At 49.7% G+C, this 24,286-nt stretch carries 21 protein-coding genes; 13 read left to right on the top strand and 8 right to left on the bottom strand.

Annotated features, from left to right (window positions below):
* Positions 1–6 precede the first annotated feature (6 nt).
* On the bottom strand, positions 7–1,119 hold the full coding sequence (locus tag OGX81_RS20410) for a YadA-like family protein (RefSeq protein ID WP_104868626.1): 1,113 nt from the start codon (positions 1,117–1,119) through the stop codon (positions 7–9).
* Between the two features lie 1,458 nt (positions 1,120–2,577).
* Between OGX81_RS20410 and ldhA the strand changes: the two genes are divergently transcribed.
* Together ldhA and hslJ are read left to right on the top strand one after the other, a co-directional pair.
* Positions 2,578–3,567, top strand: coding sequence for a D-lactate dehydrogenase (gene ldhA, locus OGX81_RS20405; RefSeq protein ID WP_012132304.1), 990 nt, complete (start codon positions 2,578–2,580; stop codon positions 3,565–3,567).
* A 113-nt stretch (positions 3,568–3,680) separates the two neighbouring features.
* On the top strand, positions 3,681–4,103 hold the full coding sequence (gene hslJ, locus OGX81_RS20400) for a heat shock protein HslJ (protein WP_012132303.1): 423 nt from the start codon (positions 3,681–3,683) through the stop codon (positions 4,101–4,103).
* Here hslJ and OGX81_RS20395 read toward each other — a convergent pair.
* Complete coding sequence (locus OGX81_RS20395) at positions 4,100–4,366, bottom strand: putative hemolysin (protein ID WP_012132302.1); 267 nt, start codon at positions 4,364–4,366, stop codon at positions 4,100–4,102. The genes hslJ and OGX81_RS20395 overlap by 4 nt on opposite strands.
* Positions 4,367–4,641: 275 nt before the next feature.
* Here OGX81_RS20395 and nifJ point away from each other — a divergent pair, with 275 nt between their 5' ends.
* The 5 genes from nifJ (at position 4,642) to ttcA (ending at position 11,681) form a co-directional block, all read left to right on the top strand.
* Entirely contained in the window at positions 4,642–8,166 is a 3,525-nt protein-coding gene (gene nifJ, locus OGX81_RS20390; protein ID WP_104868625.1) for a pyruvate:ferredoxin (flavodoxin) oxidoreductase, read from the top strand.
* A gap of 364 nt (positions 8,167–8,530) precedes the next feature.
* A complete protein-coding gene (gene ompC / locus OGX81_RS20385) occupies positions 8,531–9,655 on the top strand; it encodes a porin OmpC (RefSeq protein WP_104868624.1) in 1,125 nt (374 codons plus the stop codon).
* A gap of 141 nt (positions 9,656–9,796) precedes the next feature.
* Entirely contained in the window at positions 9,797–10,015 is a 219-nt protein-coding gene (locus OGX81_RS20380; protein WP_012132297.1) for a KTSC domain-containing protein, read from the top strand.
* A 75-nt stretch (positions 10,016–10,090) separates the two neighbouring features.
* A complete protein-coding gene (gene uspF, locus OGX81_RS20375; RefSeq protein WP_012132296.1) occupies positions 10,091–10,525 on the top strand; it encodes a universal stress protein UspF in 435 nt (144 codons plus the stop codon).
* Positions 10,526–10,745: 220 nt separating this feature from the next.
* Positions 10,746–11,681 carry a tRNA 2-thiocytidine(32) synthetase TtcA gene (gene ttcA, locus OGX81_RS20370; protein ID WP_104868623.1) on the top strand — a complete coding sequence of 312 codons (936 nt, stop codon included), beginning with the start codon at positions 10,746–10,748 and terminating at the stop codon, positions 11,679–11,681.
* Between the two features lie 95 nt (positions 11,682–11,776).
* On the opposite strand, the gene dbpA is transcribed toward ttcA, so the two are convergent.
* The 3 genes from dbpA to zntB all read right to left on the bottom strand — a co-directional run bounded on the left by dbpA (position 11,777) and on the right by zntB (position 14,621).
* Positions 11,777–13,150 carry an ATP-dependent RNA helicase DbpA gene (gene dbpA, locus OGX81_RS20365; protein WP_104868622.1) on the bottom strand — a complete coding sequence of 458 codons (1,374 nt, stop codon included), beginning with the start codon at positions 13,148–13,150 and terminating at the stop codon, positions 11,777–11,779.
* A gap of 29 nt (positions 13,151–13,179) precedes the next feature.
* Positions 13,180–13,362 carry a proline-rich small protein YnaL gene (gene ynaL / locus OGX81_RS20360; protein WP_072025335.1) on the bottom strand — a complete coding sequence of 61 codons (183 nt, stop codon included), beginning with the start codon at positions 13,360–13,362 and terminating at the stop codon, positions 13,180–13,182.
* Between the two features lie 275 nt (positions 13,363–13,637).
* Positions 13,638–14,621 (bottom strand): zinc transporter ZntB, encoded by a 984-nt coding sequence (zntB, locus tag OGX81_RS20355; protein WP_012132292.1) that lies wholly within the window; start codon positions 14,619–14,621, stop codon positions 13,638–13,640.
* Between the two features lie 537 nt (positions 14,622–15,158).
* Here zntB and OGX81_RS20350 point away from each other — a divergent pair.
* Complete coding sequence (locus OGX81_RS20350) at positions 15,159–16,391, top strand: sensor domain-containing diguanylate cyclase (protein WP_104868621.1); 1,233 nt, start codon at positions 15,159–15,161, stop codon at positions 16,389–16,391.
* Positions 16,392–16,431: 40 nt separating this feature from the next.
* Here the strand turns inward: OGX81_RS20350 and smrA are convergent, their stop codons facing one another.
* Entirely contained in the window at positions 16,432–16,995 is a 564-nt protein-coding gene (gene smrA / locus OGX81_RS20345) for a DNA endonuclease SmrA (protein WP_012132289.1), read from the bottom strand.
* A 521-nt stretch (positions 16,996–17,516) separates the two neighbouring features.
* Between smrA and ogt the strand changes: the two genes are divergently transcribed.
* The 4 genes from ogt (at position 17,517) to uspE (ending at position 20,900) form a co-directional block, all read left to right on the top strand.
* On the top strand, positions 17,517–18,032 hold the full coding sequence (gene ogt / locus OGX81_RS20340) for a methylated-DNA--[protein]-cysteine S-methyltransferase (protein ID WP_012132287.1): 516 nt from the start codon (positions 17,517–17,519) through the stop codon (positions 18,030–18,032).
* Between the two features lie 194 nt (positions 18,033–18,226).
* Positions 18,227–18,979: a fumarate/nitrate reduction transcriptional regulator Fnr gene (fnr, locus tag OGX81_RS20335; RefSeq protein WP_003020397.1), complete on the top strand. Its 753-nt coding sequence runs from the start codon at positions 18,227–18,229 to the stop codon at positions 18,977–18,979.
* Between the two features lie 507 nt (positions 18,980–19,486).
* Positions 19,487–19,690 (top strand): putative selenium delivery protein YdfZ, encoded by a 204-nt coding sequence (ydfZ, locus tag OGX81_RS20330; protein ID WP_024130312.1) that lies wholly within the window; start codon positions 19,487–19,489, stop codon positions 19,688–19,690.
* A 259-nt stretch (positions 19,691–19,949) separates the two neighbouring features.
* Positions 19,950–20,900, top strand: a complete 951-nt coding sequence (gene uspE, locus OGX81_RS20325) for a universal stress protein UspE (protein WP_012132283.1) — start codon at positions 19,950–19,952, stop codon at positions 20,898–20,900.
* Positions 20,901–20,956: 56 nt separating this feature from the next.
* Here the strand turns inward: uspE and OGX81_RS20320 are convergent, their stop codons facing one another.
* Positions 20,957–21,217, bottom strand: coding sequence for a DUF2534 family protein (locus OGX81_RS20320; RefSeq protein ID WP_012132282.1), 261 nt, complete (start codon positions 21,215–21,217; stop codon positions 20,957–20,959).
* A gap of 236 nt (positions 21,218–21,453) precedes the next feature.
* On the opposite strand from OGX81_RS20320, the gene OGX81_RS20315 reads away from it, so the two are divergent.
* Complete coding sequence (locus tag OGX81_RS20315; protein ID WP_104868619.1) at positions 21,454–22,485, top strand: mechanosensitive ion channel family protein; 1,032 nt, start codon at positions 21,454–21,456, stop codon at positions 22,483–22,485.
* Between the two features lie 42 nt (positions 22,486–22,527).
* Here the strand turns inward: OGX81_RS20315 and OGX81_RS20310 are convergent, their stop codons facing one another.
* Positions 22,528–24,147, bottom strand: a complete 1,620-nt coding sequence (locus tag OGX81_RS20310; RefSeq protein WP_012132280.1) for a peptide ABC transporter substrate-binding protein — start codon at positions 24,145–24,147, stop codon at positions 22,528–22,530.
* Positions 24,148–24,286 lie beyond the last annotated feature (139 nt).

Raw genomic sequence — 24,286 nt, 5'->3', positions numbered from 1 at the left:
CTTTAATCAGAACTCCAGACTAATACCCGTGTTCCATGAAACGGAATCTCCACCGGCCGCAACCGCCATTTTACCTGCAACATTGTCTGTAAAGCGGTAGCCGATCCCAACGGCTACTGCCTGCTTATCTGAATATCCTCCCAATGCCGCAGTAGCATTAAATTTACCCACGCTATAAGGCTGGAATAAACCTGCAAGCGCCGCATTCTGAGCTGCACTTTCACGAATTTCTTTGCGGTTGTTAGATATCTGTTTTTGCAGACCATTCATTCTGTCTGCCGCCATTTTTTGCCAGGATTCATGAAGATCTAAACGGCGACTATTCTTACTGACCGCAGACTGGTTAGCATTGATTTTTCCAGATAAATATTTGCTGGTCTGAGAAAGCTCGCCACGAACAGCTTCCGTATTGTTGTCTATACGCGCGTAAGCATCCCTTTTGACACTGCCGATTTCGCCGCGCAGGGAATCACCCTGCTGCTTAAGCTCGCCACGCACGGCTTTTGCATTACTGTCGGCCCGTGCGTAGGCATCCCTTTTGGCGCTGCCGATTTCACCACGCAGGGAGTCACCCTGCTGCTTAAGCTCGCCACGCACGACTTTCGCATTATTGTCAGCCTGTGCAATTGCATCAGCTTTGGCCTGGCCGATTTCGCCGCGCAGAACATCCTTTTGTTCATCCAGTTCTTTATTAACCTTCCCAACGCTTACGGTCACGTCCTGTTTCACCGTATTTATTGCGTCCTGCTGTGAAGCCAGCGAGCGATTTTGAGCATCAATATGCTCCGCTAAAACATCAGTATAAACACTCTGCAAGATATCCCGAGCACTAATAGCATTATCAACATACTCTCTCGTACTTTTATCTGTAGCTTTAATATACTCTCTCGTTCTGTCATTTGTAGCTTTTACATGATTATCTATATATTTGGTCAGCTCATCTTTAGAAACGCCCCCTTTTTGAGAAAGGGATTGAGCTAATGTAGCCAGTTGGGTATATAGCTCACGTTTAGTGACTGTTGCGTTGAGATCTTCACTCTGGTCCGCTGCCCAACTGATATTGCTTAGAGCACCGAACAAAACCACACCTAACATAGAGGCCATAACATTCTTATGCATGTAAACACCCTTAAATTAAAATTAGGAACAATTTTTATCTATTGCAGAAATAAACAGACTCAACCAGAGAACAACAATCTGGAATTCGCCATCTTTTGCGTAGGAAGTTTTCAATCAACCAGACTTGCCTGATTCCAACTTTTAAATTAATTGCTATCATCTCTCGACTGAAGCCAGAAAGTATTAGTGCAAGAACACTTTTAGACAGCTTCGATAACCTCCCGGAAGAAAGTCGCGCATGTGTTATTTCATTAAGTAAAGGTACTGTATCCGTAAGATATGCTGTATCCTGAACAGATTCTTTCCTTAGTAAAACAGGAGGAAGAAAATAAATTACACGCTGTATTGTTTTATCGTGGTGTTTTACACCGCTTCTCCCTTCAATAGTGAAGTAGTTAAAAAACTCAGCAATGGTCTCATCCACAGGCAAAAAATAGCCATGCTTAAATATCAATGCTGCGCACGGGTAACATTCCCGAACATGCAGCCAGAAACTCAAAAATAAAGACGGCCGCCCATATATTACGACAGTAGCTGAAGGATACCTGTGAAGCTGCTCCAGTAGACTACATGTAGAGCAGGCATTTTCAGTTATTGAAATTGGTTTATTCAATAAGGTTATCTTGCTTACTGTTCCAGGCTTATTCATCGACAGATTCATCGCGTACATTTTTATTCCATTAAAAAGTCGCTACGATACTGCGCGCAGTCATAATAACACCTCCAACTTAACTTCGCCGGATAAGACAGGATTTAACATGCTGTGTTGTTAATAGTATGTATTAAGTTAAGGCAATATCATCCCTCCACTCTCGTTTGTATTGAACGTGTTAATAAAAATCACGAAGATTCCAGTTAAAATAACAAAACTAATTTCTTGGTTAAATTATGCTTATTTGGAATCCTTTGACAATCCCTTGATAAACGGGATAACAGGAGCATATCAACGCCTGTTTAAATAAGTGCAAAAAATAAAAGGGAAATTACTGCTGGTCACACCAGACAGGACAATTGGTGAAATTTACAGAAATGTGATAAATATCACAGCAAATGAAAAAGTTCATGAAATTCATCATGGAATGGAGCGATGGGCGGAGCAATTATTAATTTTTGTCAATCAATTGAAGCGATAGGTGATTTCGTATGAAAGTGATGGTTTGCAGGTTATGTCTGTCGGTTGTTCGACGTTACGAACGTCTGTCAGACTGATTCGCTACAGAAAGGATACGTCAGTCTGTGGAAGAGTAACTGGCCCACTGATAAGGCGTGGGTTCAGAATGACCGAAAGGGAAATATGTGTTAAAGAAAGTTGTTTAATTTTAGTATGATAGGTGCCTTAAGAAGAGATGTTCTAAAATTATTCATTATGTCATGGTCACGCCTATCAATTATTTTTTAAATTTTGTAAGATAATTTTAATTGATTCAATGTTATTCCACCATCGCTGGAGAAAGTCTTATGAAACTCGCTGTTTACAGTACAAAGCAGTACGACAAGAAGTACCTGCAACATGTTAACGAGTCCTTTGGTTTTGAACTTGAATTTTTTGACTTTCTGCTGACTGAAAAAACGGCAAAAACCGCCAACGGTTGCGAGGCGGTATGCATCTTCGTTAACGACGACGGCAGCCGCCCGGTTCTGGAAGAGCTGAAAAAGCACGGCGTAAAATACATTGCGCTGCGTTGCGCTGGCTTCAATAACGTCGATCTGGACGCCGCAAAAGAGCTGGGTCTGCAAGTCGTGCGCGTCCCGGCCTATTCTCCTGAAGCCGTCGCCGAACATGCGATTGGTATGATGATGACGCTGAACCGTCGCATTCATCGCGCTTATCAACGTACCCGTGATGCAAACTTTTCACTGGAAGGTCTGACCGGTTTTACCATGCACGGTAAAACGGCTGGCGTGATCGGGACGGGCAAGATCGGCGTCGCCGCGCTGCGTATTCTGAAAGGTTTTGGTATGCGACTGCTGGCGTTTGATCCTTACCCAAGCGCCGCCGCGCTGGAGCTTGGCGTGGAGTATGTCGATCTGCCGACGCTGTTTGCGGAATCTGATGTCATTTCTCTGCATTGCCCGCTGACAGCTGAAAACTACCATTTGCTTAATCATGCCGCGTTCGATCAGATGAAAAATGGGGTGATGGTGATCAACACCAGTCGTGGGGCGTTGATTGATTCGCAGGCGGCAATTGAAGCGTTGAAAAACCAGAAGATTGGTTCACTGGGGATGGACGTCTATGAAAACGAACGCGATCTGTTCTTTGAGGACAAGTCCAACGATGTGATTCAGGATGACGTATTCCGTCGTCTGTCTGCCTGCCATAACGTGCTATTCACCGGGCACCAGGCTTTCCTGACTGCGGAAGCGTTGACCAGCATCTCGGAAACCACTCTGCAAAATCTGGAACAGCTCTCAAAAGGTGAAACCTGCCCGAACGCCCTGTTCTGACCCTTCTGCTCCCCTGCGTTCAGGGGAGCACTTTCAGATAATCCCCGATGATATACCAGGCTATATCATTACAATTATGAATGATTTCCCGTCAGCAAATGTAGAGAGTTTTAATGAAGAAGATCGTCGCACTGGTTGCACTCAGCATGCTTATGGCAGGCTGCGTCAGCAATGGAAAAGTCTCCGTTAACCGTGATCAGCTACAGCATCACCGTTTTGTTCTGGAGAGTGTAAACGGAAAACCAGTCGCTGCGGGTAAGAACGCCCCGGAGTTAAGCTTCGGTGAAAAAATGACGGTTTCCGGCCGCATGTGCAACCGCTTCAGTGGCCAGGGCAAGCTGTCTGATGGCGAGCTGAAAGTCAAAGACATGGCGATGACGCGTATGATGTGCGCCGACCCGCAGTTAAATGAACTGGATCACACCATTAGCGCGATGCTCAAACAAGGCGCGCAGGTCGACTTAACGGCTAACCAGTTGACGCTGGCGACCGCAGAACAAACGCTGATGTTCCGACTGGCTGATTTAGTGCATTAATAGCTGCCGCAGCTTCCAGCGGCGAGCGACTGTTCACTACAGCGTTTGCCGTTGGGTAATGCGCACATGCCAATCGCCGATCCGTCAAGCTGACGGGCAACAGAGAGCGACCCGCCAATCATGGCGCAGTTAGCTTCCCCGGAACTGGACATTGCCGCCTTTAACCCCGGCGCAACATGCGCTGCCGTCGCCTGCTGAACAGGCTCATTACTACAGGCCGACAATAATAACGCGGCACACCCCACTAAAAACGCTGCGCGCATCTCTCTCCCCTCTGAACGTTAGCCAAAACGACACCGCCATAAATAATAGGCAGGCTGCCCTGCGTCGTCGAGAGGCAAACTGCCCATTTATGCGGTTCATGGACATTTTTTAGCAATTTTTTTGCCCTCTCTTTGATCAAATCATTCATTCCCTCTATTCCAGGGACACAAAAGCGAAAATGGTAGAGATCGGGGTTTGCTAAAATAGAGAGATAACTATCAGGGCCCGCCGATGTTTCGCGAGTCCCTCTTTTTGTGCAATGTAAGGGTGTCATATGATCACTATTGACGGTAATGGCGCGGTTGCTTCGGTCGCATTCCGTACCAGCGAAGTTATCGCCATCTACCCAATTACGCCCAGTTCGACAATGGCTGAGCAGGCGGATGCCTGGGCCGGAAACGGGCTTAAGAACGTCTGGGGCGATACCCCTCGCGTCGTAGAAATGCAGTCGGAAGGCGGCGCCATCGCCACCGTTCACGGGGCATTACAGACCGGCGCACTCTCGACCTCATTTACCTCATCTCAGGGCCTGCTGCTGATGATCCCAACGTTGTACAAACTGGCGGGACAGCTCACGCCGTTTGTACTCCACGTCGCCGCACGCACCATTGCTACTCATGCCTTGTCTATTTTTGGCGATCACTCTGATGTGATGGCGGTTCGCCAGACCGGCTGCGCCATGCTGAGCGCCGGTAGCGTTCAGGAAGCGCAGGATTTCGCGCTCATTTCGCAGATTGCCACGCTGAAAAGCCGCGTGCCATTTATTCATTTCTTTGATGGTTTCCGCACCTCGCATGAAATCAATAAAATTGTGCCGCTGGCGGATGACACCATTCTGAAACTGATGCCGCAGGCTGAAATTGACGCGCACCGCTCCCGCGCGCTCAATCCTGAACATCCGGTGATTCGCGGCACGTCTGCCAACCCGGATACCTACTTCCAGTCCCGTGAAGCCACGAACCCGTGGTACAACGCGGTTTATGACCACGTTGAACAGGCAATGAATGATTTCGCCGGGGCCACCGGTCGCCAGTACAAGCCGTTTGAATACTATGGCCATCCGCAGGCGGAACGCGTCATTATTCTGATGGGTTCCGCAATCGGCACCTGTGAGGAAGTGGTGGACGAGCTACTGGCGCGCGGCGAAAAAGTGGGCGTACTGAAAGTCCGTCTGTTCCGTCCGTTCTCAGCGAAACATTTATTACAGGCGCTGCCGGAAACCGTACGTACCGTCGCCGTACTGGATCGCACCAAAGAGCCTGGCGCGCAGGCCGAACCGCTGTATCTGGATGCGATGACCGCGCTGGCGGAGGCATTCAACAGCGGCGAGAGAGAAACCTTACCGCGGGTGATCGGCGGGCGCTATGGTCTCTCCTCAAAAGAGTTTGGCCCCGATTGCGTGCTGGCTGTTTTCAACGAACTGGCGAGCGCCAGACCCAAATCCCGCTTCACGGTTGGCATCTATGATGATGTCACTAATCTGTCTCTGCCCCTGCCGGAAAACACCCTGCCCGGTACAGCGAAACTGGAAGCACTATTTTACGGTCTGGGCAGCGACGGCAGCGTTTCTGCAACCAAAAACAACATCAAGATTATTGGTAACTCCACGCCGTGGTATGCACAGGGTTACTTCGTCTATGACTCGAAGAAAGCTGGCGGGCTGACGGTCTCTCACCTGCGCGTCAGCGAGCAGCCGATTCGTTCCGCTTACCTGGTGGCGCAGGCTGATTTTGTCGGCTGCCACCAGTTGCAGTTTATTGATAAGTATCAGATGGCGGAACGTCTGAAACCAGGCGGTATTTTCCTGCTCAATACGCCGTACAACGCAGATGAAGTCTGGGCACGTCTGCCGCAGGAAGTTCAGGCGGTGCTGAACCAGAAAAAAGCGCGGTTCTTTGTGATTAACGCGGCTAAAATCGCCCGCGAATGCGGACTGGCGGCACGTATTAATACCGTGATGCAGATGGCCTTCTTCCACCTGACGCAGATTCTGCCTGGCGATAGCGCGCTGGCGGAATTGCAGGGGGCGATAGCGAAAAGCTACAGCAGTAAAGGCCAGGAGCTGGTTGAGCGTAACTGGCAGGCGCTGGCGCTGGCGCGCGAATCGGTAACAGAAGTTCCGTTGCAGGCGGTGGACCCGCACAGCGCAAATCGTCCTCCGGTGGTGTCTGACGCAGCGCCCGATTTCGTTAAAACGGTTACAGCCGCCATGCTCGCCGGGCTTGGTGACGCCCTGCCCGTTTCGGCGTTGCCGCCAGACGGCACCTGGCCGATGGGGACGACCCGTTGGGAAAAACGCAACATCGCCGAAGAGATCCCTATCTGGAAAGAAGAGCTGTGTACCCAGTGTAACCACTGTGTCGCCGCCTGCCCGCACTCGGCGATCCGCGCTAAAGTGGTTTCGCCGGAAGCAATGGAGAACGCCCCGGCCAGTCTGCACTCGCTGGATGTGAAATCACGCGATATGCGTGGTCAAAAATACGTATTGCAGGTGGCGCCGGAAGACTGCACGGGTTGTAACCTGTGTGTTGAAGTTTGCCCGGCGAAAGACCGCCAGAACCCTGAAATCAAGGCCATCAACATGATGTCTCGCCTTGAGCATGTCGAAGAAGAAAAAGTGAATTATGACTTCTTCCTCAATCTGCCGGAAATCGACAAGAGCAAGCTGGAACGTATTGATATTCGCACCTCTCAACTGATCACGCCGCTGTTCGAATACTCCGGCGCCTGCTCCGGTTGTGGTGAAACTCCGTATATCAAGCTGCTGACCCAGCTGTATGGCGACCGCATGTTAATTGCCAACGCGACCGGCTGTTCTTCTATTTATGGCGGTAATCTGCCTTCAACGCCTTACACCACCGATGCCAACGGTCGCGGCCCCGCATGGGCGAACTCGCTGTTTGAAGATAACGCCGAATTCGGTCTGGGCTTTCGCCTGACGGTTGATCAACATCGTGTGCGCGTCATGCGCCTGCTGGAACAGTTCGCCGATCGCATCCCAACGGATTTAAACGACGCATTGCACGCCGAAGCGACGCCGGAAGTTCGTCGTGAACAGGTCGCCGCATTACGCCAGCATCTGAAAGATGTCGACGGCGCGCATGAACTGTTAACCGATGCCGATGCGCTGATTGAGAAATCAATCTGGCTGATTGGCGGTGACGGCTGGGCCTACGATATTGGCTTTGGCGGTCTGGATCATGTGCTGAGCCTGACCGAGAACGTCAATATTCTGGTTCTGGACACGCAGTGTTATTCCAATACCGGCGGACAGGCGTCGAAGGCGACGCCACTTGGCGCGGTCACGAAGTTTGGCGAACACGGCAAGCGCAAAGCGCGTAAGGATCTGGGTGTGAGCATGATGATGTACGGTCATGTGTATGTCGCGCAGATCTCGCTGGGCGCGCAGTTAAACCAGACGGTGAAAGCAATCCAGGAAGCGGAAGCGTATCCGGGGCCATCGCTGATCATTGCCTACAGCCCATGTGAAGAACACGGCTACGACCTGGCGCTGAGCCACGATCAGATGCGTCAGTTAACGGCTACCGGCTTCTGGCCGCTGTACCGCTTTGACCCGCGTCGCGCCGATGAGGGTAAACTGCCGCTGGCGCTGGACTCCCGTCCACCGTCAGACGCGCTGGCAGAGACGCTGCTCAACGAGCAACGCTTCCGCCGCCTGAATGCACAGCAGCCAGACGTTGCTGAACAGCTCTGGAAGGATGCGACGGCGGATCTGCAAAAACGCTATGACTTCCTTGCTCAACTGGCAGGCAAAGCGGAAAAGAGCGGTGCTGAATAATACGGCTGTTTGAGTATTCGTCAGGACGAAAAAAAGCCCGAACCTTGGTTCGGGCTTGTCAATTCATTCGCTGGAAGATCAGTACTTATCGCAATGGCCCAACGAAAAAAGCAAAATGTGACAATAAAGGCATATAACCCGCGCAGAATATCGCAACAAAATTAAATTGTATAATTTTTATTTTATATGTTTTATTAAAAAACATTCATGTCAATTATCATCATTTCTGTAGAATTATTTAATTAAGATTTTACTTAAGACGTAACAATTCATATTTATCTCTTTACGGAACTTCTCCTTTAGCATGATTTCACTTCCCTTATGGGGAGTCACAGGTAAATAAAAAAACTAAAGGGTTATTTCAATGAAAAGAAAAGTACTGGCTCTCGTAATCCCTGCCCTGTTAGCAGCAGGCGCGGCCCACGCCGCTGAAGTTTATAATAAAGACGGCAATAAATTAGATCTCTATGGCAAAGTAGACGGTCTGCATTATTTCTCTGATGACGCAAATTCTGACGGCGATCAAACATACATGCGTATGGGTTTCAAAGGTGAAACTCAGGTTAACGATATGATCACGGGTTACGGCCAGTGGGAATATCAGGTTCAGGCTAACGGTACCGAAGGTGATAAAGGTGACTCCTGGACTCGTCTGGCATTCGCAGGTATTAAAGTCGGTGACTATGGTTCATTCGACTACGGCCGTAACTACGGCGTACTGTACGACGTGGAAGGCTGGACCGATATGCTGCCAGAATTCGGCGGCGACTCTTATACCAAAGCAGACAACTTCATGACCGGCCGTGCTAACGGCGTAGCAACCTACCGTAATACCGACTTCTTCGGTCTGGTGGATGGTCTGAGCTTTGCGCTGCAATATCAGGGTGCGAATGAAAACCAGGTTACCAACGAGCAGGAAGGTACGGGCAACGGCGGCGACCGCGATGTGAAAAACTCCAACGGTGACGGCTTCGGTATCTCCTCAACTTACGATCTGGGTATGGGCGTCAGCTTCGGTGCGGCATATACCACTTCCGACCGAACGAATCAGCAAGCAAATCACTCTACTGCTGGCGGTGATAAAGCAGATGCGTGGACTGCTGGCCTGAAATATGACGCTAACAACATCTATCTGGCGACCATGTATTCTGAAACCCGTAATATGACTCCTTACGGTGGCTCAAACGGCAGTGATAACACCATTGCCAACAAAACCCAGAACTTTGAAGTTACAGCGCAGTACCAGTTCGACTTCGGTCTGCGTCCTGCCGTATCTTTCCTGATGTCTAAAGGTAAGGATCTGGCCGGCGGTGAAGATAAAGACCTGGTTAAATATGCTGACGTAGGCGCGACCTACTACTTCAACAAAAACTTCTCCACTTATGTTGATTACAAAATCAACCTGCTGGATGAAGATGACAGCTTCTACACTCGCAACGATATGTCTACCGACGACGTCGTTGCTCTGGGTATGGTTTACCAGTTCTAAGTCCGTCAGCCCGCTGGCAACGGCGGGCTTTTCTCATAACAACAGTGTTTTATCTATACTAAAACAATATATTTGTTGCGCTAAAACTCTCCATTGATAGATGATATATTGCATAAAGATCTGCTGTAGAGGACGCCGGCAATGAACCATCATCCCGTTAAATCATCCCGTATTGCATCCGTCGGCTATGACGAAACCTCCAGCACGCTGGAAATTCGTTTTCATCGAACCGGTACTCTGCAATATCTCGGCGTCCCGTCGCGTATTTTTCGTGATTTTCTTGTCGTGGTTTCTAAAGGCCGCTTTTATGACGGCGTGATCAAAGGGAAATTTCCAGAGCAGAAACCAAACTCACGCTAAAATGTGACTCCTGTCATTGTACATAAAGTGCCATTAAGGGTTAAACTTTAATCGGATACTTAAACAGGAGGTTTTATGAGCAGAACGATTCTTGTGCCCATCGATATTTCAGATTCAGAATTAACTCAACGCGTTATCACCCATGTTGAAGCCGAGGCAAAAATAGATGACGCAGAGGTCCATTTCCTGACCGTTATTCCGTCACTGCCCTATTACGCCTCTTTAGGCCTGGCCTACTCAGCAGAGTTACCGGCTATGGACGATCTGAAAGCCGAAGCAAAATCTCAACTGGAAGAGATTATCAAGAAGTTCAGTATTCCTGCCGACAGAGTACAGATTCATATCGCGGAGGGTTCTCCGAAAGATAAAATTCTGGAAATGGCTAAAAAATTACCGGCAGACATGGTGATTATTGCTTCTCACCGCCCGGACATCACCACGTATCTGCTGGGCTCCAACGCCGCAGCGGTCGTACGCCATGCCGAATGTTCCGTCCTGGTGGTTCGCTAAACGGATCAGCCCGCACGCCGTTGCGGGCTTTTCATATCCACTTTTCAACCCTGCACGCGCTTACCTGCAACCTGAGGTATAACGGGTATAAATGTGCTGACATTCTTCTCGCCAATCCGTACCATACACGCCACAGTTTTTATATCAGATTTCTTTTGCCGGTCTTTCCGGCGTGATGCATACTTTTCTGATGCCACACAATGAATTGAGCCTCTATTAAATGTCGCAAAATCAAGATATTAGCAAGAAAGAACAGTACAACCTGAACAAATTACAAAAGCGTCTGCGTCGTAACGTGGGCGAAGCGATTGCTGACTTCAATATGATCGAAGAAGGCGATCGCATCATGGTGTGCCTTTCCGGTGGGAAAGACAGCTATACCATGCTGGAAATTCTGCGTAATTTGCAGCAAAGCGCACCCGTCAACTTTTCACTGGTCGCCGTTAACCTTGACCAGAAGCAACCGGGTTTTCCCGAACACATTCTGCCGGAATATCTTGAGAACCTGGGCGTAGAGTATAAGATCGTTGAAGAAAACACCTATGGGATCGTTAAAGAGAAAATTCCTGAAGGCAAAACGACCTGCTCTCTGTGCTCCCGACTGCGCCGCGGTATTCTCTACCGCACCGCAACAGAACTGGGTGCGACCAAAATTGCGTTAGGCCACCACCGCGACGATATCCTGCAAACGTTATTCCTGAACATGTTCTACGGCGGGAAAATGAAAGGGATGCCGCCGAAGCTGATGAGCGATGATGGCAAACACATCGTTATCCGCCCGCTGGCCTACTGCCGCGAGAAAGATATTGAGCGTTTTTCAGAAGCCAAAGCGTTCCCTATTATTCCGTGCAACCTGTGCGGGTCGCAGCCAAACCTGCAACGCCAGGTCATCGCCGACATGCTGCGCGACTGGGATAAGCGTTATCCAGGGCGTATTGAAACCATGTTCAGCGCGATGCAGAACGTGGTGCCTTCTCATCTGAGCGACATTAATCTTTTTGATTTCAAAGGCATTAATCATAATTCCGACGTAGTAGACGGTGGTGATTTAGCCTTTGACCGCGAAGAGATCCCTCTGCAACCCGCAGGCTGGCAGCCAGAGGAAGACGATAACCAACTGGATGAACTGCGTCTGAACGTCGTGGAAGTGAAGTAATTTCTGACTCAGCCGGATGGCGACGTAAACGTCTTATCCGGCCTACGATGCGCATAAGCACCTGTAGGCCGGATAAGCGGAGCGCCAACGGGCATTTATTTCAATAAACGAACCCGACAGTTCTTCCCTTTTATCTTTCCGTTCTGCAATTGCTTCCAGGCTTTCTGCGCCACAGGCTGGCGAACCGCCACATAGACATGGGCCGGATGTACGGTAATTTTGCCAATATCAGCGCTATCCAGACCAATATCTCCCGTTAATGCTCCCAGCACGTCGCCCGGGCGCATTTTTGCCTTTTTACCGCCATCAATGCACAGCGTCGCCATTTCAGCTTCCAGCGGTGCAACCGGAACGTTGCCCGGCGGCGTCAGCCAGTTCAGTTTAAGCTGCAACATTTCAGACAGGATATTGGCGCGCTGCGCCTCTTCCGGCGCGCAAAAACTGATCGCCAGACCGCTGTTGCCTGCACGGGCGGTACGACCAATACGGTGTACGTGAACCTCCGGGTCCCACGCCAGTTCGAAGTTTACGACCAGCTCCAGCGACTTGATATCCAGCCCACGCGCGGCGACGTCCGTCGCTACCAGTACGCGTGCGCTACCGTTAGCAAAACGAACCAGCGTCTGGTCACGATCGCGCTGCTCAAGGTCGCCATGCAGCGATAATGCGCTCTGCCCGACAGAATTGAGTGCATCACAAACCGCCTGACAATCTTTTTTGGTATTACAGAAAACAACGCATGACGCAGGCTGATGCTGGCTCAGCAGCTTTTGCAGCAGCGGGATTTTCCCCTGCGAAGATGTTTCAAAAAACTGCTGCTCGATAGATGGCAGCGCGTCCACCGAATCAATTTCAATCGTCAGTGGATTTTGCTGAACCCGACCGCTGATCGCCGCGATGGCCTCAGGCCAGGTGGCGGAAAACAGCAGAGTCTGACGGCGTGACGGCGCAAAGCGAATCACCTCGTCAATAGCGTCGCTAAAGCCCATATCCAGCATCCTGTCGGCTTCATCCATCACCAGCGTTTGCAGGGCATCCAGAGAAACGGTGCCTTTTTGCAGATGGTCAAGCAGGCGACCCGGCGTCGCGACAATAATGTGCGGCGCATGCTGGAGAGAGTCTCGCTGCGCGCCGAAAGGTTGCCCGCCGCACAACGTCAGGATTTTGGTATTAGGCAGAAAACGCGCCAGACGACGCAGCTCCCCTGCCACCTGATCGGCCAGTTCGCGCGTAGGACAAAGCACCAGCGACTGGGTCTGGAACAGACTGGCATCAATATGCTGTAAAAGCCCGAGACCAAATGCAGCCGTTTTTCCGCTGCCGGTTTTTGCCTGCACGCGCACATCTTTTCCGGCCAGGATCGCCGGTAACGCAGCGGCCTGGACAGGCGTCATCTCAAGATAACCCAACTCGTTAAGATTCTCGAGTTGGGCGGCAGGCAGGACATTCAGAGTAGAAAAAGCGGTCACAATTTAATCTCGCGGTAAAAGACACACAGTCAGCAGGCGCGTATCCTCGCAGATCTCCGCTCTTGATGCGACAATTTAATCGGTTCTTCATCCGGCGGCGGATCTGGCATAGGTTGTGGGCGCGGGATAGGATCGGGAATCGGCACCGGATCGGTTGGTACGGAATCCGACTGGCGCGTTTGCATTTGCAACAACGTGAACAGGCTGGTCATATTACCCTCCGGTCATACAGATTGACTCTTTTAGGGTAGACGCTGATATCCCGCAGGCAAAAAAAAGCCGACTAATCTAAGTCGGCGTCGTACGAATCAATTGTGCTATGCAGTAATTCAAAAAAGGAAGTAAGACAATATGGAGCGCAACGCCCATCGCTTGACGTTGCATTCACCTGCGAGAGAGATATTGCCCCGAATGGGTAGATTGTTTATTGACTTCGCTCAAATTATGCGGCGTTTTTCTGCTCAAAGGACGATGAAAAGCGTTGTTGTTACAACCATTTACTACGATGCAACCATAAGGTAACACCACCAATCAGGACAACTAACAGAATACAGAACATAGAAAATCCAAAATGCCATGCGCCGCCCGGAATTCCCCCGAGATTCACGCCGAACAATCCGGTTAAAAATGTGCTGGGCAGAAAGACCATCGCCATCAGCGACATCGTATAGGTTCTGCGCGCTAAGGACTCCTGCATGACTTGCGCGATTTCATCGGCCATCACGCCCGTGCGCGCAATACACGCGTCGATCTCATCCAGCCCCCTTCCCAGACGATCCGCGATATCCTGCATTCGACGCCGCTGATCATCATTCATCCAGGCCAGACGCTCGCTTGCCAGTCGCGCATAAACATCACGCTGAGGCGCCATGTATCGACGCATCACAATCAGTTGTTTACGCAGTAACGCCAGGAATCCACGCGGCGGGATCTGCTGATCGAGCAGATTGTCTTCCAGGTCGATAATTTTATCGTGTAATTGCTCGATAAATTCGCTGGCGTGATCCGTCAGGGCGTCACACACGTCGACCAGCCAGCCGCCGCAATCGGACGGGCCAGTCCCTTCCTGCAAGTCGCTAACCACCTCATCAAGCGCCAGAACTTTTCGCTGTCGCGTTGAGACGATAAAACGTTCATCCATATATACACGCATCGCCACTAGCTGGTCAGGGCGTTCATCGGTACTGCCGTTGATGCAGCGTAAGGTGATCAGCGTGCCTTCCCCCATCCGACTGACGCGTGGGCGCGAACTCTCGCCAGCCAGCGCATCGCGTACAGAATTCGGTAACAAAGGCGTCGACGCCAGCCACTGCGCGCTGTCAGGGTGGGTATAATTGAGATGCAACCAGCAGGGATGCTGGCTGTCGATAATATCGTCATTTTCAAGCGGTTTAATGCCGCCGCGACCATCCAGTAGCCAGGCAAAAACGGCATCCGGCACATTGACTTCCGATCCCTTGATGGCTTCCACAACGCCTCCACATTCATTCAACGCTTTTTCGTTAGTCTAGCCTTCGGCGTATGTTAAGCAATACCTCATTATCCCATTGCGCTGAAATGATTCAGAAAAGTACGATATGGCAGGAAAGGCACCGGCATCACCGGCGCAAATGTGTTGTACGAGACAATATGGGGTGTTCAACGGATGATAATTTACTTAATCGAAATTTATGAATTTTAGTCTGTAGATCGATAACCTTGTGTTGCATCATCAGCTTTAATATGTCGTACGGGAAAGGGTTAACCTCTTTCAGAATGATTAGCCTGAGTAATGTTTATATAAGTCGCCATCAACCTTTCTTCCTTTTTACTCGTTCACACTTATATCGACCATTGAAAAAAAACTTATCATTCGTGGATTTGTCCTGGTTCCCTGCTAGATTTATCTGCACGTCTATTGTTGTCTCCCGATTTGTGAAAAAACGCTCCATATCACTGTAAGCTGTTAATAAAAAAGCCATTCACCAATAAACCGGCAACACAGCATGTGAAGATAACGGGATTATCGATGATTGCTCACGAACTCAATGCTCTGGATTTATTAAGTTTTCCTGTCTGGATTGTTTTACCACACACAGAAGAGTTAGTTTTCGCTAATACCGCCGCACGCGAACTGACACAGGAACAGACTTTCAGCCGTCTCAGAAAGGGGATATTTTCAACGTATGCGCAAAATGAACTGCGCATGTACGTTGCTGATTTACACCACCATCACGATATTGTTGAAATTCTGACGGTCTGTCGTGATGGTAAAGAAATCGCCTTAACCTGCCGCCTCTCGGTTAAAACCCTGTCGACGCAGGGAGACGTTATTATTTTTGAAGGCATAGAGACACCCACGGCGCAAGGTCTCAAGGCCAGCCGTTCGGCAAACTATCAGCGTAAAAAACAAGGGTTTTACGCCCGTTTTTTCCTGACGAACTCCGCGCCGATGCTGTTGATAGACCCTTCGCGGGACGGTTTGATCGTCGATGCCAATCTGGCCGCACTCAATTTCTATGGCTACAGCCATGAAGCGATGTGCCAGAAACATACATGGGAAATCAACGTATTAGGCCGCCAGATCTTACCTGTTATGCATGAGATTGCCCGTCTGCCCGGCGGTCATAAGCCCTTAAACTTCGTCCATAAACTCTCTGACGGCACCACCCGGCACGTACAAACCTATGCGGGTCCCCTTGAGATTTACGGCGATAAGCTCATGTTATGCATCATTCATGACATTACCGAGCAAAAACGGCTGGAACAGGAGCTGGAACGCGCTGCCCTGCATGATGCGCTGACCGGCTTACTGAACCGCAGGCAATTTTATCTTCTTACTGAGCAAAACCATACTCCCCATCTGTCGATGACAATGGATTACAGCCTGCTACTAATCGATACCGATCGCTTCAAAAGCATTAACGATTTATACGGTCATTTGAAAGGCGATGAAGTGCTGTGCGCTCTGTCGCGAACGCTGGAAGCCTGCGCACGTAAAGGCGACCTGGTCTTTCGCTGGGGCGGTGAAGAATTTGTCTTGCTGCTGCCGCGAACCTCGCTGGAGGTTGCGCTTAATCTTGCAGAATCAATACGCGCCGCCGTGGCGAAAGTCTGTATTCCTGGCCTGCCCCGTTTTACCGTCAGCATCGGCGTCGCACGGCACGAATCGAATGAAAGTATTGATGAATTATTTAAGCGGGTGGACGATGCCCTGTACAAAGCCAAAAACGACGGCAGAAATCGGGTGCTGGCGGCGTAATAAACGTCACAGGCTGCCCGTAAGTAGCCTGTGAACGCCCTTAACGGCTGCGTTTCGCGTGACGCTCCCAGTTTTCCTGCTTTGCCTGCGCCGTTTTACGCAACGCAACATAACACGCTCCGCTGCCGCCATGATGAGGCAGCGCCGTACAGTAAGCCTGAACGTCGTCAAATTCCGTCAGCCAACGCGCCACATAACTGCGCACAATATTGGCATGCGCGTTATCTTCCCGCCCTTTGCCATGAATGATCAGCACGTTGCGTAAACCATCCTGACGCGCCTGGCAAATGAAGCTAAACAGCATCTTGCGACATTCCTCAACCGGCTGACGAAGCAAATTGAGACTCGCCTGCTGGCTGTATTTTCCCGAACGCAGTTTGTCGAGCACGCCCTGCTGCAACCCTTCCCGGCGAAATTCCAGCGGTTCGCCCAAAGGAAGAATATCCAGAAACCCGGTGGTAAGAAAATTGTCGAGCTGGAGCGTATCGATACGCTGCGGCGCCCGTGAATTGCGTGTGGGCTGCCAGTGTACATCAGCGCAACGTTTCAACGGTTGGACATCCTCCATGGCGTCAAGAAACAGCGTTTTGTCGTCAAGGTTCATGATTCCTCCTCCAGCGCGTTAAGACAGGCACTATCATAACCGCGCGCTATTATACCGACAACGGTTTACAGTTATTTCCAATAAACGACACTGGCTCAATTATCTGGCTATGCGCATCTCACTATTTCATCCCCGGTAAAGCCACGTTTTATCCTGCGTTAACCGACAATTTCAGCGGGGCTTTTGTAAAATCAATTATGCCCTGAAAGTGGAATATCTCTTTTATAGCCGTTATAACTTTATTACCCGCTGAGGGAAAACCAGGTCGGGAAAAGGTTAAGGAAGCACTGCTGTGTAGATTTTAGGGGCTGGCGGATGTCGACAGTCCCTGTTTTTTATTCTCCTGCCGTGCTTCATTTTTTCAGCATCTTTATTTGTTCGCTTTTTCAACAAACAATGACGCTAAACGTATTATGCCCGCTTATCTTTTTAGGGGTATGGTTGCGGATATTGGTCGCATGGTATCTTGTTGACCTGCTGATAAGTCCGGGAATTATCCCGCCTGCAATGAGAGATAACGGATGCTGAGATTACTTGAAGACAATATCGCGACCCCGCTGGGGCCGTTATGGGTGATTTGCGATGAGCAATTCCGCCTGCGCGCCGTCGAATGGGAGCAACACAGCGACCGTATGGAACAGCTACTGGACATACATTATCGTTCAGAGGGATACGAGCGCATCGCCGCCAAAAATCCGGGTGGCCTGAGCGATAAGCTCACCGCGTATTTTGAGGGAAATCTCAGCATCATTGATACGCTGGAGACCGCCACCGGGGGAACGCCTTTTCAGCGGGAAGTATGGCAGGCGCTGCGCACCATCCCCTGCGGTCAGGTTATGCATTATGGTCAACTTGCCGAAAAATTAGGCCGTCCGGGAGCCGCTCGCGCCGTAGGCGCCGCTAACGGATCTAACCCGGTCAGTATCGTTGTACCCTGCCATCGCGTGATCGGACGCAACGGGACAATGACGGGATATGCTGGCGGCGTGCAGAGAAAAGAGTGGTTATTACGCCATGAAGGGTATCTGCTGCTGTAGAAACCAGGCATTTTGTGCCTTACCCGTCACACTTTGATGTAAAGTAACCACTTATAAAGCATGGATTTTCAAAGGGATATAAATATTTCTCCTGCTTATGCCTGAATTATCCTCTATTGGGAGTAGCTCAGGCTTACGTGCTCACCAAAAAGATGTTAAAATTGACAAATATCAATTACGGCTTGAGCAGACCTATGATCCCGGAAAAGCGAATTATACGGCGCATTCAGTCTGGCGGTTGTGCTATCCATTGCCAGGATTGCAGTATCAGCCAGCTTTGCATCCCGTTCACACTTAACGAACATGAGCTTGATCAGCTTGATAATATCATCGAGCGTAAAAAGCCTATTCAGAAAGGGCAAACGCTGTTTAAAGCAGGTGATGAACTGAAATCGCTCTATGCTATCCGCTCCGGTACGATTAAAAGCTACACCATTACCGAGCAGGGCGACGAGCAAATCACTGGTTTTCATTTAGCAGGCGACCTGGTCGGCTTTGACGCGATTGGCAGCGGGCACCACCCGAGCTTTGCCCAGGCGCTGGAAACCTCAATGGTATGTGAAATCCCGTTTGAGACTCTGGACGATCTCTCCGGTAAGATGCCTAACCTACGTCAACAGATGATGCGTCTGATGAGCGGCGAGATCAAAGGCGATCAGGATATGATCCTGTTACTGTCGAAGAAAAATGCGGAAGAACGTCTGGCAGCCTTTATCTACAATCTGTCCCGTCGTTTTGCCCAGCGCGGTTTCTCTCCGCGTGAATTCCGCCTGACGATGACCCGTGGCGATATCGGTAACTACCTTGGCTTAACGGTCGAAACGATCAGCCGTCTGCTGGGTCGTTTCCAGAAAAGCGGTATGCTGGCGGTGAAAGGTAAATACATCACCATCGAAAACAGCGATGCGCTCGCAGTGCTTGCTGGTCATACTCGCAACGTTGCTTAATCTTTCCTCAAGTAAGTCAGTTATCCTTCTGTTAAATCATTAAATTTTCCTGATTTATTGGTTTGACAGAAGGAATCACACCACGTCAATAAGCTAAAGAAATCTCAAATACATAGCCATCACTCCAGTTGGACACCACTGGCATGGTTTACGCCCTGCCAGGCCGTTTTCGGATTAACCACATTGATTCATCATGCCGGAAAAGTACAATCCGCAGCGGCTGGCAACCGTTCTATATTCGCACTATCGAACGATCGCCAGCTGGCCGCAGTTGCGTTCTTGCATACGACGCAACTGCGGCAACTCTAACACCTTGTCATTTACAATGATTATTGATTTAACTCCCCCCGAAAACAGCGGTTTGGTGGGTATAGAAAAAGTGTGACATTGATCAAAAACAAAAAAAGATTATGACAAAGGTGTATTTATATTACGTTCGCTTCTGGACTGCGGCCCGGATTGTTAAGCGGATTTTTTGATACCCAGATATTAAGAGGAGAAAGAACCATGATCACTTATGATCGTAACCATAATCCTATTACTAATGGCAGTCGGGTTATGATTAATGGGACGGGCAGAACGGGTAAAATCGTTGCCATACATTCTAACGGGTTAACTCCAGCCCAGTTACGCCGCAACAAAACCGTCGAAGTGGAAGGCTGTGAAGGCCAGTTCGAACCCGTTGAACTGATCCGTCTTGGTTCCCACTAACGATAAGAATGCCGCTATGGCGGCATTCATGAATCAAACAGATTTAATTACAGACTCTACTAAGCCGCTATTTACCCCAGGTATGCCCCGGAAGTCTGATTTTACTGATAGAAATTGTTTACATTCAATACACTGCCCTATAGAACAGCAAATTTTCCTGATTTATTGATCTGGCAGAAGGTTCCCCCCTGTTTCATTCAACATATATGGGTTACTCTTTTAATTACAAACTGCGGTGACAGTTGTAAGGAGACCCTGTATGGCTATGTATCAAAATATGCTGGTGGTCATCGACCCAAACCAGGACGATCAACCCGCATTACGACGCGCTGTTTATTTGCATCAACGGATTGGTGGCAAAATTAAAGCCTTTTTGCCGATCTATGATTTTTCCTATGAAATGACTACCCTGCTCTCGCCTGATGAGCGTACCGCGATGCGTCAGGGCGTCATCAGCCAGCGAACAGCCTGGATACGCGAACAAGCGAAATACTACATCGAAGCAGGTGTTCCCGTTGAGATAAAAGTGGTCTGGCACAACCGTCCCTTTGAAGCCATTATCCAGGAAGTGATCAGCGACGATCACGATCTGGTGCTCAAAATGGCGCACCAGCATGACCGCCTGGAAGCGGTAATCTTTACGCCGACTGACTGGCATTTGTTGCGTAAATGCCCAAGCCCGGTATGGATGGTCAAGGACCAACCGTGGCCTGAAGGCGGTAAAGCGCTGGTGGCCGTGAACCTGGCAAGCGAAGAACCTTATCACAATGCGCTGAATGAAAAGCTGGTCAAAGAAACGCTGCAACTCGCAGAACAGGTGAACCACACCGAAGTCCATCTGGTTGGCGCCTACCCCGTGACGCCCATCAATATCGCAATCGAACTGCCTGAATTTGATCCGAGCGTTTACAACGACGCGATTCGCGGTCAGCATTTGCTGGCGATGAAGGCGCTACGTCAGAAATTCAGCATTGATGAGAAAGTGACGCATGTTGAAAAAGGGTTGCCTGAAGAGGTTATCCCGGATTTAGCCGAGCACCTACAGGCGGGTATTGTTGTACTGGGTACGGTTGGTCGTACCGGGATATCTGCGGCCTTCCTGGGCAATACGGCGGAACAGGTTATCGACCATTTGCGCTGCGATCTGCTTGTCATTAAACCCGATCAGTATCAGACACCGGTCGAACTGGACGACGAAGAAGACGATTAAGCCTATTTTCGTGCCGGGTAGCGCTTATGCCTACCCGGCGAAGCCGCTCACTCACGTTACTGTTTGTCCTCACCACCGAGGAAATAGATCCCCAGCGGAATGGCCAGCAGAATGGTGAAAACCAGACTGTAGACGCAAATCATTGATGACTGAATGAAATACATCGAGGTTGTCCACTCGGACAACGGAATATCATACTGTTCGATCACGCCGCCGATAGTCGCCCGCGTAACCACTGATGCCGCAATAATAAACACCGCCAGCAGGCCCAACAGAAATTTCTTCCCCTTTGCTGTCTTCAGCTTTGTCATGATCATGGTATCGTCCTTTTGCAGATGAAAGCTCTGTTACTTGCGCGTAACAATACCATGACAATCCCCCGTTGTCTGCCACACAAGTCGTGACATAATATTCACATCGCGCGTCCCTGTCTGAAAATGCGCTACGTCTTATTCTTTTTGATCAATGACCAGCGCATTCGAAGCGGATAAAATATCTGCACCTCAGAATCTTTTAGCGTTATATCAACCATACGGGGTAGTGACAGACCAAAATGATTGCAGAATTTTTTTTCAAAAACGCGTTTAATCTGGCAATAATTTTTGGCAGTGGCGCCGCCTTACTTCTGATGAGTATTGTGTTTCGTCGTGGCGAGAAAAGAAGAAAAGGATTTATATTTCATGCCGTACAGTTCTTCGTTTATGCCCTTATCATCGGCACGCTGGGCAGTATCGCCAATAATGTTATTGAAAACTACGATCTGAAATTCATCTCTCCAAATGCCGTCGATTTTATCTGCACATCTCTGATTGCGCTAATTCTGACAATAAAACTGTTTTTACTCATCAACCGCTTTGAAAAATCACAGATCGGTAAAGGCAGAGACGTCACCAGTGCGAAGATCCTGTCTCGCATTATTAAGATCACCATTATTATCGCCATCGTTTTACTCTATGGCGAACACTTTGGCATGAGTCTGTCCGGGTTGCTGACTTTTGGCGGCATTGGCGGCATCGCTGTTGGGATGGCAGGTAAGGACATTCTGAGCAACTTTTTCTCGGGGATTATGCTCTATTTTGATCGCCCCTTTAGCATTGGCGACTGGGTTCGTTCCCCGGACAGAAATATTGAAGGCACCGTGACTGAAATCGGCTGGCGAATGACCAAAATTAACACCTTCGACCACCGCCCTTTATATGTGCCGAATTCGATTTTCTCCGCCATTAGCGTGGAGAATCCCGGCAGGATGACCAACCGACGCATTAAAACGGTGATCGGGTTACGGTATCAGGATGCCAGTAAAACAGGCGTTATTGTTGATGCGGTCAGAACGATGCTGCAAAACCACCCTGATATCGATCAGCGCCAGACGCTGCTGGTCTATTTCAATGAATTCGGCGAATCATCACTGAATATCATGGTCTATTGCTTTAGCAAAACCACCGAATGGGAAGCCTGGCTTGCGGTTCAGCAGGATGTTTACCTGAAGATTATCGACATTGTTCAGGCGAACGGCGCAGATTTTGCGTTTCCAAGCCAGACGCTTTATCTGGATAACGTCGCGTCACCGCAATCCGCAAATTAAAAAAGACGCGGTATTCCGCGTCTTTTCGCTCACTGCTGCATATTATTTGTCGTGCTTCACAATATACATTGTCCGACTATACGCCACGTCTTCCGGGTTATTAATGGGATAACCTTTCAGCCACGGTTTGATCAAACGTCCGTTGGTATACTGGTAAATCGGCGCAATCGGCGCCTGTTCCATCAGGATTTTCTCTGCCGCGTTATAGTCCGCATTGCGCGCCTTCGCCGTATTTTCTACTGTCGCCTGCGTCATGATTTTATCGTAGGCCGGGTTATTGAAGCGCGAGATATTGCCCGTATGGGTCGAGGTTAACAATGACAGGAAAGTAGACGGTTCATTGTAGTCCCCCACCCAGGAGGCGCGGATAACATCAAAATTACCGGTGTTGCGGCTGTCGATATAGGTTTTCCATTCCTGGTTTTGCAGCTTCACCTCTACGCCCAGATTTTTTTTCCACATCGAGGCGACCGCAATCGCGATTTTCTGATGATTTTCAGATGTGTTATATAACAGCGTCAATTTGAGCGGTTTCTGCGGGCCATAGCCAGCCGCAAGCAATAACGTTTTCGCCTGAGCATTGAGTTCTTCCTGGCTCATTTGTTCAAATGGCGAAGGATCGGGAGTAAAGCCTGCCGTCACGTCCGGGGTGAAACGCCAGGCCGGTTTCTCCCCGGTTCCTAACACTTTTTCCGCCATGATGCGGCGATCAATCGTCATGCTCAGCGCCAGACGAACGCGGGAATCCGCCGTCGGGCCTTTTTGGGTGTTAAACGCATAATAATAGGTGCCCAACTGCGGCGGCGTATAAACCTGCCCCGGTATATCCTTCAGCAACTTCTGATACAGATTTTTCGGGAAAGATTCGGTGATATCGATATCGCCAGCCAGATAACGTTTAGTCGCTGACGACTCCTGATTAATCGGCAGGAAAGTCACTTTTTGCAGCACCGTCTTCGCATTGTCCCAGTAATGGGTATTAGGCACCACCACCAGTTTCTCGTTAACCACGCGATCATTCAACACATAGGCGCCATTACCGATCAGGTTTCCGGGCTTCGTCCAGTCTTTACCGCTTTCTACATTAGCTTTCTGTACCGGGTAAAAAGCAAAGTTGGCGGTCAGGTTAACGAACCACGGCAGCGGTTTATCCAGCTGTATTTTTAGCGTGCGGGCGTCCACGGCGCTAACCCCAAGCGTATCCGGCGACGCTTTACCATCAATAATCGCCTGGGCGTTATTAATGCCAGCAAGGGCGGCAAACCAGGCAAACGGTGACAGGGTTTTCGGATCAACCAGACGTTGCCAGCTGTAGACAAAATCCTGCGCGGTCACCGGAGTGCCGTCCGACCACTTTGCGTTATTGCGCAGGGTAAACGTCCAGATCCGGTTATCATTGGTTTTCCAGCGCGTAGCGACGCCAGGAATGATTTCCCCTTTCTCATTCTGATTCACCAGACCTTCAAACAAATCGCGAATGACCTGAATCTCCGGCAGCCCAACCGCTTTTGCCGGATCTAACGACGCCGGTTCATCTTTAATATGGCGGACCAGTTCTTGCTTCTCTGCCAGTACCGTTCCGCCGGGAACATCCGCAGCGTGTGTCAGGGAGACGCTGCTAATCAACAGCGCACAACAGGTAACTGAAACAGAGTGCTTCATAAGATGCCCTTAAATGATGAAGTTAGATGACTGCGTAATTATTTGTTTCGCATGAAGGAAATGCAAACGTCTTCCTACAGAAAGTTGATATTAACCCGATATACGCATCCGCTTCCAGGAAGCCAGATGGAGGATATTG

It is taken from the genome of Citrobacter sp. CK206, from assembly GCF_030333125.1.
GTDB lineage: Bacteria > Pseudomonadota > Gammaproteobacteria > Enterobacterales > Enterobacteriaceae > Citrobacter_B > Citrobacter_B koseri.
Note: the sequence above shows the minus strand (reverse complement) of the source record. Positions and strands in the feature narration are given on the sequence as shown.

Bases quoted from the DNA above. Each gene is read 5' to 3' on its own strand.
- OGX81_RS20410 (WP_104868626.1), bottom strand. From the start codon at position 1,119: ATGCATAAGAATGTTATGGCCTCTATGTTAGGTGTGGTTTTGTTCGGT.
- ldhA (WP_012132304.1), top strand. From the start codon at position 2,578: ATGAAACTCGCTGTTTACAGTACAAAGCAGTACGACAAGAAGTACCTG.
- hslJ (WP_012132303.1), top strand. From the start codon at position 3,681: ATGAAGAAGATCGTCGCACTGGTTGCACTCAGCATGCTTATGGCAGGC.
- OGX81_RS20395 (WP_012132302.1), bottom strand. From the start codon at position 4,366: ATGCGCGCAGCGTTTTTAGTGGGGTGTGCCGCGTTATTATTGTCGGCC.
- nifJ (WP_104868625.1), top strand. From the start codon at position 4,642: ATGATCACTATTGACGGTAATGGCGCGGTTGCTTCGGTCGCATTCCGT.
- ompC (WP_104868624.1), top strand. From the start codon at position 8,531: ATGAAAAGAAAAGTACTGGCTCTCGTAATCCCTGCCCTGTTAGCAGCA.
- OGX81_RS20380 (WP_012132297.1), top strand. From the start codon at position 9,797: ATGAACCATCATCCCGTTAAATCATCCCGTATTGCATCCGTCGGCTAT.
- uspF (WP_012132296.1), top strand. From the start codon at position 10,091: ATGAGCAGAACGATTCTTGTGCCCATCGATATTTCAGATTCAGAATTA.
- ttcA (WP_104868623.1), top strand. From the start codon at position 10,746: ATGTCGCAAAATCAAGATATTAGCAAGAAAGAACAGTACAACCTGAAC.
- ynaL (WP_072025335.1), bottom strand. From the start codon at position 13,362: ATGACCAGCCTGTTCACGTTGTTGCAAATGCAAACGCGCCAGTCGGAT.
- OGX81_RS20350 (WP_104868621.1), top strand. From the start codon at position 15,159: ATGATTGCTCACGAACTCAATGCTCTGGATTTATTAAGTTTTCCTGTC.
- smrA (WP_012132289.1), bottom strand. From the start codon at position 16,995: ATGAACCTTGACGACAAAACGCTGTTTCTTGACGCCATGGAGGATGTC.
- ogt (WP_012132287.1), top strand. From the start codon at position 17,517: ATGCTGAGATTACTTGAAGACAATATCGCGACCCCGCTGGGGCCGTTA.
- fnr (WP_003020397.1), top strand. From the start codon at position 18,227: ATGATCCCGGAAAAGCGAATTATACGGCGCATTCAGTCTGGCGGTTGT.
- ydfZ (WP_024130312.1), top strand. From the start codon at position 19,487: ATGATCACTTATGATCGTAACCATAATCCTATTACTAATGGCAGTCGG.
- uspE (WP_012132283.1), top strand. From the start codon at position 19,950: ATGGCTATGTATCAAAATATGCTGGTGGTCATCGACCCAAACCAGGAC.
- OGX81_RS20320 (WP_012132282.1), bottom strand. From the start codon at position 21,217: ATGATCATGACAAAGCTGAAGACAGCAAAGGGGAAGAAATTTCTGTTG.
- OGX81_RS20315 (WP_104868619.1), top strand. From the start codon at position 21,454: ATGATTGCAGAATTTTTTTTCAAAAACGCGTTTAATCTGGCAATAATT.
- OGX81_RS20310 (WP_012132280.1), bottom strand. From the start codon at position 24,147: ATGAAGCACTCTGTTTCAGTTACCTGTTGTGCGCTGTTGATTAGCAGC.